The 12,636-nt window shown below is 49.4% G+C and carries 10 protein-coding genes; 5 read left to right on the plus strand and 5 right to left on the minus strand.

The genetic code is table 11. The features are described 5' to 3' along the window. Window positions 1-39 precede the first annotated feature (39 nt). From FW415_RS06510 to FW415_RS06530, 5 genes are all read right to left on the minus strand, one after another. The gene (locus FW415_RS06510; protein WP_148383466.1) at window positions 40-1,002 is read right to left on the minus strand and encodes a transketolase family protein; all 963 of its coding nucleotides are present in this window, start codon (window positions 1,000-1,002) and stop codon (window positions 40-42) included. Window positions 1,003-1,044: 42 nt separating this feature from the next. Next, window positions 1,045-2,076 carry a UDP-glucose 4-epimerase GalE gene (galE, locus tag FW415_RS06515; RefSeq protein WP_148383467.1) on the minus strand — a complete coding sequence of 344 codons (1,032 nt, stop codon included), beginning with the start codon at window positions 2,074-2,076 and terminating at the stop codon, window positions 1,045-1,047. A gap of 84 nt (window positions 2,077-2,160) precedes the next feature. Then, the gene (rfbA, locus tag FW415_RS06520) at window positions 2,161-3,021 is read right to left on the minus strand and encodes a glucose-1-phosphate thymidylyltransferase RfbA (RefSeq protein WP_148383468.1); all 861 of its coding nucleotides are present in this window, start codon (window positions 3,019-3,021) and stop codon (window positions 2,161-2,163) included. Between the two features lie 202 nt (window positions 3,022-3,223). Continuing rightward, window positions 3,224-4,228: an inorganic phosphate transporter gene (locus tag FW415_RS06525; protein ID WP_148383469.1), complete on the minus strand. Its 1,005-nt coding sequence runs from the start codon at window positions 4,226-4,228 to the stop codon at window positions 3,224-3,226. A 22-nt stretch (window positions 4,229-4,250) separates the two neighbouring features. Next, window positions 4,251-4,901: a DUF47 domain-containing protein gene (locus FW415_RS06530; RefSeq protein WP_148383470.1), complete on the minus strand. Its 651-nt coding sequence runs from the start codon at window positions 4,899-4,901 to the stop codon at window positions 4,251-4,253. A 154-nt stretch (window positions 4,902-5,055) separates the two neighbouring features. On the opposite strand from FW415_RS06530, the gene FW415_RS06535 reads away from it, so the two are divergent. The 5 genes from FW415_RS06535 (at window position 5,056) to FW415_RS06555 (ending at window position 12,552) form a co-directional block, all read left to right on the plus strand. Next, window positions 5,056-5,889, plus strand: coding sequence for a UDP-2,3-diacylglucosamine diphosphatase (locus tag FW415_RS06535; protein ID WP_148383471.1), 834 nt, complete (start codon window positions 5,056-5,058; stop codon window positions 5,887-5,889). 248 nt (window positions 5,890-6,137) lie between these two features. After that, window positions 6,138-6,506, plus strand: a complete 369-nt coding sequence (locus FW415_RS06540) for a hypothetical protein (RefSeq protein ID WP_148383472.1) — start codon at window positions 6,138-6,140, stop codon at window positions 6,504-6,506. A 371-nt stretch (window positions 6,507-6,877) separates the two neighbouring features. Next, window positions 6,878-8,224 (plus strand): hypothetical protein, encoded by a 1,347-nt coding sequence (locus FW415_RS06545; RefSeq protein ID WP_148383473.1) that lies wholly within the window; start codon window positions 6,878-6,880, stop codon window positions 8,222-8,224. Window positions 8,225-8,350: 126 nt separating this feature from the next. Continuing rightward, complete coding sequence (locus FW415_RS06550; RefSeq protein WP_148383474.1) at window positions 8,351-11,266, plus strand: TonB-dependent receptor; 2,916 nt, start codon at window positions 8,351-8,353, stop codon at window positions 11,264-11,266. Between the two features lie 182 nt (window positions 11,267-11,448). After that, window positions 11,449-12,552 carry a M57 family metalloprotease gene (locus FW415_RS06555; RefSeq protein ID WP_148383475.1) on the plus strand — a complete coding sequence of 368 codons (1,104 nt, stop codon included), beginning with the start codon at window positions 11,449-11,451 and terminating at the stop codon, window positions 12,550-12,552. Window positions 12,553-12,636: the final 84 nt, after the last annotated feature.

Genomic DNA, 12,636 nt, shown 5'->3' on the forward strand with positions numbered 1-12,636 from the left:
GATGGTTTTTATTGTAAAAGGTTTAATCGCCTGTAAAATTTAACTTTTCTTCCGGGCCATGGCCTTGAGGGCTGCTTCTACGATCTGGGGAGTATCCAGCCCGTATTTTTTCAGCAGTTCCAATGGCGTGCCGCTTTCCCCGAAAGTATCTTTTGTGCCGATGTATTCGATGGGGATGGGCATATGGCGTGCGGCTACCTGTGCCACGCTGTCTCCCAAACCGCCGAGCACATTATGTTCTTCCGCGGTAACGGCGCAGCCGGTTTTGGTGATGGATTTGAGGATGGCCTCTTCATCCAGCGGCTTGATGGTGTGGATGTTGATCAGTTCTACGCTGTAACCCTGTTCTTCCAGGATGCGGCCGGCTTCCACGCATTTCCATACGAGGTGCCCGCAGGCAAAGAGGGTAACGTCCGTTCCTTCGCTGAGCACCTGGGCCTTTCCGATCTCGAATGGCTGGTCTTCCGGGGTGAAGTTGGGCCATTTCGGACGGCCAAAACGGAGATATACGGGACCTTCATAGTCAGCAATAGCTATGGTGGCTGCTTTGGTCTGGTTGAAATCACAAGGCACGATCACGGTCATCCCGGGGAGCATCTTCATCATACCGATGTCTTCCAGGATCTGGTGCGTAGCCCCGTCCTCACCGAGGGTAAGGCCGGCATGGGATGCGCAGATCTTCACATTTTTGCCGGAATAGGCAACTGACTGGCGGATCTGGTCATATACGCGGCCGGTGGAGAAGTTGGCAAAAGTAGTGGTGTAAGGTATTTTGCCGCCGATGGTAAGGCCCGCGGCCACACCGATCATATTGGCTTCTGCAATACCGCATTGAACAAAGCGGTCGGGAAATTCCTTGATAAAGGCCTGGAGCTTCATGGAGCCCAGCAGGTCTGCTGTCAGCGCGATGACGTTCGGGTTCCTGCGACCCGCTTCCAGGATGCCCTCGCCGAATCCGCCGCGGGTTTCCTTTTCATTCAGTACTTGTATGTCTTTTACCATTATGCCTGAGATTTGTGCCGCAAAGCTAGTAAAATAAAAAAATTAATTGTTCAAAACCCTGTCGCGCAGCGCTACTTCCCATTGCCAGGCTGTGCGCATCATGTCTTCGATACCGGATTCCGGCACCCAGCCCAGTTTTTCCCGGGCTTTGGTATTGTTGGCGTAGATGGCGATCACATCCCCGGGGCGGCCTTCACCCAGCTCATAGTTCAGTTTGAGGCCGGATACCTTTTCGAATGCCTGGATGGCTTCCAGCACTGTTACACCATTGCCTGTGCCGAGGTTGAGCACCTCGCAGTTCTCCGTATTGCGGCTTTCCAGCAGATACTGGAGCGCTTTGGTATGGGCATTGGCAATGTCCATCACATGGATGTAATCGCGGATGCAGGAACCGTCGCGCGTAGGGTAATTGGTGCCGAAAACGGTCATTTTAGGCAGTTTGCCGATAGCCACCTGCGTGATCACCGGCACGAGATTGTCCGGCTTGCCCAGCGGCAGCTCCCCGATCAGTGCGGAAGGATGCGCGCCTACGGGGTTGAAATAACGCAGCAGGATGCTTTTAGTGCTGTTCACCCGGCTGTAGTCCTCAATGATCTGTTCACCCATCTGCTTGGTGCGGGCGTATGGGGACTGGGCTTCGCCGAGCGGGGTTTCTTCCACCACGGGCAAAGCTTCCGCATTGCCGTACACGGAACAGGAGGAGGAGAACACAAAATTGGGGATGTTGAATTCCTTGATGCATTTCAGCACATTCACCAGGGAGGTAATGTTGTTCTGAAAGTAGTACAGGGGATCATTTACGGATTCCCCTACGCTTTTGAGCGCTGCAAAATGGATCACACCGATGATATCCCTGTTCTCGTGGAAAACCGCATGGGTATCCTCCAGGTTGCAAAGGTCCACTTTGTAGTTGCGCACTTTTTTACCGGTGATCTTTTCCACCCCTTCCAGCAACTGCGTAGAGCTGCGGATATTGCTGTCTACGGATACTACTTCAAATCCATGATTGATCAGATCTACGATGGTATGGGACCCGATGTATCCACACCCGCCGGTGACGAGGACTTTTTGCATTTTTTATCAGTTAGATTATATGAGGTAAATGTAATCGTATTCCTTATGATATCGTCCGCTCCGGCTGCGTGCTGAACGGGCCGGTTATCTGATCAGGTTCATCAGGTACTGTCCGTACCCGCTTTTTACGAGCGGTTTGGCCAGTTTTTCCAGCTGTGCCTTATCAATGAACCCTTTTCTGTAAGCGATCTCTTCTATGCATGCGATCTTGATGCCCTGCCGTTGTTCGATCACCTGTACGAACTGGGAGGCCTGCATGAGCGAGTCGAAAGTGCCGGTATCCAGCCAGGCGGTGCCGCGTGGCAGGATGGAAACTTTAAGGTTGCCCCTGCGGAGGTATTCCCTGTTCACATCTGTGATCTCGTATTCCCCGCGCGGGCTGGGCTGCAGGTCCCGGGCGATGTTCACTACTTCATTATCGTAAAAATAGAGTCCCGGCACGGCAAAGGATGATTTGGGCTTTTCCGGTTTCTCTTCGATGGACACGGCTTTCATGTCCGCATCGAACTCCACTACGCCGTAACGCTCCGGGTCGGATACCTGGTACGCATATACGATGCCGCCATCAGGGTTGACGTTATTGGCCAGCTGCGTGCCGAGGCCCGCGCCGTAGAATATATTGTCCCCCAGTACCAGGGCCACATTGTCGTTGCCGATGAAATCTTTCCCGATCACGAAAGCCTGGGCCAGTCCGTTTGGCACCGCCTGCTCCGCATAAGAGAGCTGCAGGCCGAACTGGCTGCCGTCCCCGAACAGCCGCTGGAAAGCGGGAAGGTCATGAGGGGTGCTGATGATCAGGATCTCCCGGATACCTGCCAGCATCAGCGTGCTCAGGGGGTAGTAGATCATCGGTTTGTCGTACACCGGCATGATCTGTTTGCTGATGGCGTAGGTAATCGGATGCAGGCGCGTTCCGGACCCTCCGGCGAGAATAATTCCCTTCATGAATAAAAGCGAGTTTTGGAGGCACAAAAATAGGGGAGGTGGGCTATTTGTCCTAGTAATGCGCAAAAAAATTAGCAGATACGCATAAAATTAACGGTGTTTGGCGGTAAACAGGGTTCAAACGGCAGAAAAAAAGGCTGACAGCACAAGCAGGATGCCGGAATTGGCGGGCTTGTGCTGTCAGCCTCGTATGAAGTGATTATTATATGAAGAGGTCTACAATGAAATACACCCCTGCTGCCAGCAATGCGCTGATGGGAATAGTGAGTATCCATGCCCAGAGCAGGTTCACGGTAACGCCCCAGCGAACGGCGGAGAGCCTTTTGGTAGCACCCACCCCGATGATGGCGCCGGTAATAGTATGGGTGGTGCTCACGGGGATACCAAAGCTTTCCGTGAGGTAGAGGGTAACAGCACCGGCTGTTTCCGCGCTCACACCTTCCAGCGGGGTTACCTTGGTGATGCGGGTGCCCATGGTTTTCACGATCTTCCAGCCACCGCTGAGCGTACCCAGGCCTATGGCGATAAAGCAGGAGAAAGGCACCCAGTCCGGTACGTCCTTCAGATTGCCGATGCTGCCCTGAGCCACCATGGCCGCTGCAATGATACCCATCACTTTCTGGGCATCGTTACCGCCGTGACCGAGACTGAAGGCCGCTGAAGACACCAGCTGCAGACGTTTGAACCAGCTTTCCGCCCGGTAGGGATTGCCTTTTTTACAGATGTTCACGATCAGCACGGTGATCACAAAGGCTACCACCATGCCTATAAAAGGAGCCAGTACAATGAAATATACGGTAGGCAATACTTTGGCGTAGTTGATCACATCGAAAGACCCGCCGGCATTGGCTACAGCTGCCCCGATGAATCCTCCGATCAGGGTATGGGAGGAGCTGGAGGGGATGCCGTACCACCAGGTCAGCAGGTTCCAGGAAATGGCCGCGATCAGGCCGGAAAAGATCACTTTAAGGGTGATAAACTGTTCAAATACGGACTTGGCAATGGTATTGCCCACCTTGAATTCGCCATAAATATACTTGGACACAAAAAAGGCCGCAAAATTGAAGAGGGCCGCCCACAATACCGCCTGGAAGGGTGTGAGCACCTTGGTAGACACGATGGTGGCAATAGAATTGGCTGCATCATGAAAACCGTTGATATAATCAAAAATAAAGGCCAGGATTATAATAACAACAAGAAAGACCATGAGAAGGATAAATTAGGCTGCACTAAGCATATTTGATGATAATGGTTTCTATCACATTGGCGGAATCTTCGCACTTGTCGGTAGCGATTTCCAGCGCCTGATAGATCTCGCGCATCTTGATCAGCTCTACAGCATTGCTTTCCTGGTCGAACAGATCGGCGATGGCACGGTCATAAATATCATCCGCATGATTCTCGAGGCTGTTGATCTTTACACAGGCATCGGTGATCACGCGCATATTGCTCATATTGCGCAGTTCCGGAATGGCCCGGGCCAGCTCCTGTACGCCCTGATTGATCAGGTCCGCCAGCTTGCGCACACTGTCATTGATATTGGTCACCTTGTACATGTCTATACGTTTGGCGGAACCATGTATGTAGTCTGCCACATCATCCAGCGTGGAGGCCAGGTAGTGGATGTCTTCCCGGTCAAAGGGAGTAATGAAGTTCTGCCCCAATTCTACGAAGATACGGTGCGTATAATCATCGTTCTTGTGCTCCAGCCGCTCGATCAGGTGCACTTTGTCCTTACGGATATCCATGTCTTTTGTCTCCACCAGTTCCACCAGCACTTTGCCCATTTCCACAAGATTCGCCGCCACATCCTCAAATAAGGAATAAAATACCCGGTCTTTAGGCATGAACAGTTTAACAATAGAATTAAAGCCTCCCATATAAGTTTGTATTAGATGACAAAATTTGCGGCAAAATTAGCTATCCAGCTGTATAGGAGCCAAAGAAAAGTGAGAATTAATAATTACTTAACACTGAGTTAATATAAAAGTAATATAGTCATTTTTTCTTTGCATACGAACCGAAGGTCTGAAAATGTCCGAAAAACGCCCATTAGATATAGTCGTAATCTCCGATGTTCACCTTGGGATCTACGGCTGTCACGCAAAAGAGCTTGTAAACTACTTGGACAGCATAGATCCGCGGATCCTCGTTCTGAACGGGGATATCATCGATATCTGGCAGTTCAGCAAGCGCTTCTTCCCTAAATCCCATACCAAAGTGATCCGCCGCATCCTGAAAATGATCGGCAAAGGCACGGAAGTCTATTACCTCACCGGCAATCACGACGAAGCCCTTCGTAAATACGCAGGCTTCGGGCTCAGCAATTTTGTGATCGATAACAAGCTCATCCTGGATGTGGACGGCAAACGGCACTGGTTCTTTCACGGGGACGTGTACGATGTGACCATGAAAAATTCCAAATGGCTGGCCAAGCTGGGTGGAAAAGGATACGATCTGCTTATTATCCTGAACCGCCTGGTGAACCATATGCTGGAAAAAATGGGCAGGGAGAAGATGTCTTTCTCCAAAAAAGTGAAGGAAAGTGTAAAGCAGGCCGTTAAGTTCATTTCCGATTTTGAGCAGACCGTTGTGGAAATAGCCGTAGATAAACAGTTCGATGTGGTTTGCTGCGGTCATATTCACCAGCCGGTCATCAAGGAAATGAGCAGCAATGGTAAAACTGTAACGTACCTCAATTCCGGCGACTGGGTGGAAAGCCTTACCGCTCTGGAATACATGCAGGGGGAATGGAAGCTTTACCAACACCCGGCTTCATCCGTCAAAACCGTGATACCGGAAGAGGAAGAAGAGACCATTGCCCTCGAATGGGCAGCGTCCCGCGTCATTTCTTTCCCCGGAAGCTGAAGATCATGTCTGGCCTTTTAATGAACATTTCATGTAATAACTACTGCTCTGAGCTTGCCTGTCGCCGGCATTCGTGCCAGTTCAGGAAGAGTGCGATGTAACCGCAGTCAATTCGTTATTTGCCAATTTGTTAAAAAAAACCTTATTCATAATTACATAACCTGCTGGTAATATTTAATTAACCAAGCCATTGTAAGTTTGGGGAACCAGTAAGAAAATTGATGAAGACGCTCAAGTTACATCCATTAATGACCATCTCCCTATTGCAGATGCAGATCCAGCGGCTACTCCATTGCAATGTTGCGGTGTATATCCGGCATTCCCCGGGTAATGCCTTCAATACCCTGCGCGATGCCGGCCTGGAAGAAGAAATGATGGTGGAGCACCCGATCGATGAAACACTCAGTCTCCGGGAATTTGAAGAAGAGGTGGAAGAGAAGTTCAATTTTTCGATGGAGTTGTGCAACAAGGATTCCAAACCATTTACCAATAAAAGCCTGCGCCTTTTTCAGATCACTCCCTGCAGTGAGGAAGAAGGAGGGCGGCAGCTGGATATTTCGCTGGAACTGCTGGCCAGGCAGGGCAGGCATGGTAACCAGCAGAACCGTGCGGTATAGATGCATTGTATGTTAACCTGTTTTTTTCTCTTTCGCCTTCTCTTTGGTAACAATTATTTAATACACAGTTAACATTGCGATAAAACAATTGGATTATTGCTCCCCGTTCGATGTTTTTCAAGTGAATATATCATTACCGGAATTCCTCCCTAAATCAATCCTGTAGCGGATTCTTAATAATTCCTTAATACGCTTTTTGCCCTTGCTCCGGGATGTTATCTGTTTCTTTGCACAAACAAAGTTTTGTTATGATTACTGCTAAGAATTTTCTCTCAATCCTGACATTGTCTGCTGTTGTTACAGGCATGTACGCTTGTAAAAATGACGATAACCCTAAGCCGACACCGGAAGACAAACATCCTTATGCTGACATGATCGTTGACAATGGAGTGATCCTCTACGAACCGATCAAAGGCGGGCGCCTGCTGTCCAATGACTCCGTATATTATCTTGATGGATATGTTTTCGTAGAAAGCGGCGAGCTTAAGATCGAAGCTGGTACGGTGATCATGGGTTTTGAAAATCCTTCTTCTGTTGCTGAAGGAAATGAAACATCACTTATCATTACCCGTAATGCAACGATCAATGCAGCCGGTACAAAAGAGAACCCCATCGTTTTCACTTCTGAAAAAGACCAGGAAGCCCTGGGTGGTACACCCAATCTGGGCCCGACCAACTCTAAACTCTGGGCTGGAGTGATCATTCTGGGTAAAGCTCCGGTATTCGCCGGCGGCGCCACCGAATTGCAGATCGAAGGTATTCCTGACGGGGAAGCCCGTGCGTTATATGGTGGCACAGAATCTGCGCATAGCTCCGGTATCCTGAAATATGTTTCTATCCGTTTCACCGGAGCCGAGATCGGTCCTGGCGACGAAATTCAGGGTCTTACACTGGGTGGCGTAGGTAGCGGTACAACTATTGAAGATATCGACATTTTTGTATCTGCAGATGATGGCATCGAAATTTTTGGCGGTACCGTGAACATCAAACGTGTAAGCGTTGCATTCGCAGAAGACGATTCTTTCGACTTCGACCTCGGCTGGTCAGGTTTTGGTCAGCACCTGTTCACATTGCAGAACAACGACAATTCCGATTTCCTTGGCGAGTGGGATGGTGCTGATCCCGATGATGCCACTCTCTACACTACCGCCCGTATCTATAACTGGACGGCGATTGGCCAGGGTGCTGCAGGAACGCGTGATGACGGATTCTCCGCACTGGTGATCCGTGATGGTGGTGCACTGTCTATCTACAACAGTATTCTGACCGACTTTAACGGTAAAGGTATTGAAATAGAAGACCGCGGCGAAGGCTTTGATTCCTATAGCAAATACATGGCAGGTGAAAACAAGATCACCGGCAACATCTGGTACGGTCACGGAGCAACTTCCATCCTGGATATGGTGGTACCGACCACTGCAAGCGGTTTTACACCTGCTGATCCGACTGGTGCTACCATCGGTGCAAAACTGACCACTGACAACAATGTATTTGTAAATCCGCAGCTCAAAGGTATTTCCCGTACCAACGGCAGCGCAGGCCTGGACCCCCGTCCGGATGCCGCCGCCGCAACAACCAATGTAGCAACAATACTGGCTGCCGATCTGGCCAATGGTGCTGTTCAGACCAACTACAAAGGTGCATTCGACCCCGCCGGCGATGGCACTACCTGGTTAGCAGACTGGTCTACCCTGGCAAGGTTCGGTTACCTGAAATAATTCAATATATCACAATGAAAAAAAGGAGGCATTCAGCGAGCTTCCTTTTTTTCATTGGTAGTCAAATGATGTAACAGCAAGTTTTATAGTATATACACAAGTTTTATCTGTGTAATTCAAACAGCCATGAGATATATTTTTACAGCGTTATTTTTATTGACCCTCATACCGGCCGCAATGGCACAGGTAGGCACTGTTTCGGGCACTGTGGTAGATGGAGAGAATGGGGACCTGCTCATAGGGGTGAATATCCGCGTTAAACAGACCAACGGCGGCGCCGTTACCGGCATTGATGGCAAGTATAACCTGAAATTGCCTCCCGGTAAATACACACTCGAATTCTCTTATGTTTCCTACCAGTCCAAACTGGTAGAGCAGCTGGATGTTAAATCAGGCGGACTGACCAGCCTGGATATTGCGCTTTCCCAAAAATCGGTAGACCTGCAGCAGGTGGTTATCACTGCCAGTGCTATTGATAATAGTGAAGTATCTGTTTTACGGCTTCAGAAAAACTCCCTGTCTGTTCAGGATGGCATTTCCTCCCAGGAAATCGCCAAGATCGGCTTCAGCAATTCCGCTGAATCCATGAAACGGGTGACCGGGGCCTCCGTAGAAGGCGGCAAGTTCATTGTTATGCGCGGGCTTGGCGACCGTTACAGTATTTCACAGATGGATGGCATGTCCCTGCCCAGTACAGACCCCTATCGCAATAGTGCGAGTATGGACCTCATCCCCTCTACAATGGTGGACAACATCGTTGTAAAAAAGACATTTACGCCGGACCTTCCGGGAAACTTCACTGGCGGCGCGGTAGATATTACTACCAAATCCCTGCCTGACCGTTTTTACCTGAATGTCTCCGCTTCTGTTGGCATAAATGATCAGGCTACTTTCAATAACAATTTCCTGTCCGATCCCATCAAAGGGAAAACAGATTGGCTGGGTTTTGACGATGGCTCCCGGAAACGCCCGGACCTGGCCCGCAATAATCCCTATATGACCAGTCTGGGTAGTACGATTGCGAATATTCAGAACAATCCGGACAACCAGCAGCTCATCAATGACTTCAATACATCGATGCGGGTATTTGCTGACCGGCCATATTCCGTTTCAGCAGGTTCTCCTGGCCTCAACAGAAGCCTTAACCTGGCTACCGGCAACCGCTTCAAGACGGCGAACGGAAATGCTTTCGGGTTTAACCTCGGCTTGAATTACCAGCACGATAACAGGTTCTACGACAACCGTTCCATTAACAACTATAAGGCAAACATCTCCAGTGAGAACAGGATGCAGCGTTTTCTTTACAGTTCGGGATCGGAAAGCCAGTCTACTGCCACTGTCGGAGGGATCGCTTCGGCAGCCTATCAGTTTGGCAAGAATGAAGTAGGCGTTAGCGCCATTTATAATAATACCGGAGACCAATCTGTGCTGAACCTGGATAAAGGGTCTTTCCCCGGCGCGCTTTCCTCAGGGGAGTATCGCAACAGGGTGATCGGCTTTCAGCAGCGCAGTTTATTGAATACGCAGCTGAAAGGCAAGCATATGGCATCCTTCTTCGGAGAAACCAAGATAGAATGGGCCGCCAACTATATACTTTCCAGCCAGTATGAACCGGACCTGCGTTTCCTGGGTGCACCGGTTACCACCGCAGGCACCTATTATTTTGTTCGCGAAGTGCCCAATCCTTTCCATTTCTTCCGTGATCTGAAAGACAATCAATATATGGGGAAACTGGACCTGACCAGTACCCTCAAAAAATTCACGTTGAAGTATGGCGGGTTCATCAGCAGGAAGGAACGTGATTTTACGGAATACCGCTACCAGTTGTCCACCACCGGCACCAACCCGGCTGATGCGGAGTATCTGAGTTTCGGCGAGGCCGGCGGCGATTTTGACCGTTTCTTTAGTGCAGGCAATACCGGCGTACTGGGCAAAAGCGGATCACAGGCCATTTTTGGGAACTCTTATGAAGATCAAACCCAGCCTTCCAATCTGTATGAAGGATACGAGCAGGTGATGGCCGCATATCTGATGGGAACGTTCAATATCACCCCGAAGTTGAAAACCGTGGTGGGTGCAAGGATAGAAACTACAGATTATGAAGTGGCTGTGAAATCGAGCAACAAAGCTCCCGGCAAGATCGATGCGCTCGATGTATTGCCCTCCCTCAACTTTATCTATGCGTTAAACGATAAAACCAATCTCCGTCTTAGCGGCAGCCGTACCTTAGCGCGCCCTAACATGCGGGAAATGGCGCCGTTCATTTCGTTCGATCTGCTGGGTGGATTTCCTATCGTGGGCAACCCGGACATTGAAAGGACCAATATTACCAATGTGGATTTCCGCTATGAACTGTTCCCGAAATCGGACGAACTGTTTGCAGTCAGCCTCTTCTACAAGAATTTCCAGAATCCGATCGTTACAGAATTAGACGCAACCTCCGATCAGCCGCAGTACAAGTACGTAAACAGTGAGCAAGCCAATCTCGCGGGCGCCGAAATAGAATTCAGAAAAGGGCTTGCTTTCATCGATCCGGCCATGAAGAATTTCAAATTTGGTGTAAACTTCACGTACATATATTCCAGGGTGAGGTTGCGGCCGGAGGAATATGAGATCCGTAAAGTGGTAGATCCTGAACTGAAGAACTGGCGTCCGTTCGCGGCACAGTCCCCGTACATATTCAATCTGTTGTTATCTTATGATCAGAAAGAAAAGGGTTGGGAATCCACCGTGTTTGCCAACCTGTTCGGCCCCAGGCTTTCTGCCAACGGCGCCGGTGCAGCTCCGGATGTTTATGAGGTGTTTGGCCGCCTGAAAGATAAAGCGGAAAACAGGCTCAAGAATAATGTTCCCGTTCCGGAGCTGAACTTCCGGATCAGGAAGCAATTCAAAAGCCACTTCTCTGTTGCATTGAATGTGAATAATATTCTCGATTACGATGTGGTGAACTACCAGGAGCATAATGGAGAATATTTCACGACACAAAGTTATAACCCGGGCAGGGTCTATAAACTGACACTAGGGTACTCTATCAGCAGGTAATTCCTGATTTTGTCAATAATTGTTTCGCAAAGGGCCGTTTCCGCAAGGGAACGGCCGCTTTGTTTGAATTAACAATAGCTTAATGATGTGGTAATATTACCTGTGTATATTTCAATAAATCTGTTCATACTATTTGCATTAACCCTGTATAACCCGATTTCTTACCCTCAAAGCTCACCCTTATGAAAATGTTAAAACCCTTTCTGCTTCTTTGCTCGATCCTGTTTATTATCTCCTGCCGGAAAGAGGTGGCCCCTGAACAGTCTGCCGTCAGCGAAAGCACTCAGTCCCGCGTGAACCCCGAACACCTGCAGGCCGCCTGGCTGCTCGGCTTTGATACGGTCGGTGCCCGTTACCTCAACGACGGACTGCTGGTAGGCGGAGACGTATTGATGGATAAACAGTACCTTGAAAATTTACTGAAGGCTTACAAGGCCTCTTCAGCTAACGAGCGGCATGCCCATACGGCAAACCTCGTAACAGGAAACAATACCAATATCACAGTCAGCCTTCAGGATAATCTGATCAACACCTATTCTGTTGTACTTGCTTTGCAGGGAGCGCTGAGTCATCTGAATGCAGTCAGTGACTGCCGGCTGAATTTCATGTATGCTTCCAATGATGCAAATGCGGATATCAAAATATACAGGTCTTATGATTTCAACAGTTATGCCTACGCATTCTGGCCTACCGGAAACGGGCAGCCAGGCAGCAAGGTCTATTTTAATCTGGACCTGGCCAATGGCAGAACGCAAGGGCAAAATATACTGCTTTTTGTTCATGAGATCGGTCACTGCCTTGGCCTGAGACACGCGGACTGGGACAATATCGGCGAACCTGTAGCAGCCTATGACGATGACTGGACGTATGGCGGGGCGACCTATATTCCAGGAACACCCACGTACGATGCCAGTTCGGTCATGAATCATGATATCGGTATCCTCGGCCTGTCATGGTCTTCCTTTTCCACCTATGATATTGTGGCACTGCGTTATCTGTATCCATTGGAAACAGGAACAGTATTCGAAAGCTATATCAATGGCCCTGTGAACATCAGCCAGGCAGGGCAGCACAACCATTCAAACGGCGCTGCGTACAGCTGTGGCAACTACGAATGGCGTTTATTGAATGCCAGTGCCCAGGTCATTTACGATTTTTGGGATGAAGAGTGCGGCGGGCTGGAATGGAGTAATATCCTTTCGCCGGGAACCTATTACCTGGAAGCCCGGCTGAAGAATACGGAGGCGCCGGGAGTGTGGTATTCCAAAGCCGTAAACGTTCAATAAAACAATAATACAGGGTTAGTCAGGAAGAAGCCGGTCGGAAAGACCGGTTTTTTCTTTTAAAAACTGGACTGTATTTTTGCGATT

It is taken from the genome of Chitinophaga sp. XS-30, assembly GCF_008086345.1.
GTDB lineage: Bacteria > Bacteroidota > Bacteroidia > Chitinophagales > Chitinophagaceae > Chitinophaga.

Excerpts from the sequence above, each read along its gene's own strand:
- FW415_RS06510 (WP_148383466.1), bottom strand. The coding sequence starts at position 1,002 with ATGGTAAAAGACATACAAGTACTGAATGAAAAGGAAACCCGCGGCGGA.
- galE (WP_148383467.1), bottom strand. The coding sequence starts at position 2,076 with ATGCAAAAAGTCCTCGTCACCGGCGGGTGTGGATACATCGGGTCCCAT.
- rfbA (WP_148383468.1), bottom strand. The coding sequence starts at position 3,021 with ATGAAGGGAATTATTCTCGCCGGAGGGTCCGGAACGCGCCTGCATCCG.
- FW415_RS06525 (WP_148383469.1), bottom strand. The coding sequence starts at position 4,228 with ATGGTCTTTCTTGTTGTTATTATAATCCTGGCCTTTATTTTTGATTAT.
- FW415_RS06530 (WP_148383470.1), bottom strand. The coding sequence starts at position 4,901 with ATGGGAGGCTTTAATTCTATTGTTAAACTGTTCATGCCTAAAGACCGG.
- FW415_RS06535 (WP_148383471.1), top strand. The coding sequence starts at position 5,056 with ATGTCCGAAAAACGCCCATTAGATATAGTCGTAATCTCCGATGTTCAC.
- FW415_RS06540 (WP_148383472.1), top strand. The coding sequence starts at position 6,138 with ATGACCATCTCCCTATTGCAGATGCAGATCCAGCGGCTACTCCATTGC.
- FW415_RS06545 (WP_148383473.1), top strand. The coding sequence starts at position 6,878 with ATGATCGTTGACAATGGAGTGATCCTCTACGAACCGATCAAAGGCGGG.
- FW415_RS06550 (WP_148383474.1), top strand. The coding sequence starts at position 8,351 with ATGAGATATATTTTTACAGCGTTATTTTTATTGACCCTCATACCGGCC.
- FW415_RS06555 (WP_148383475.1), top strand. The coding sequence starts at position 11,449 with ATGAAAATGTTAAAACCCTTTCTGCTTCTTTGCTCGATCCTGTTTATT.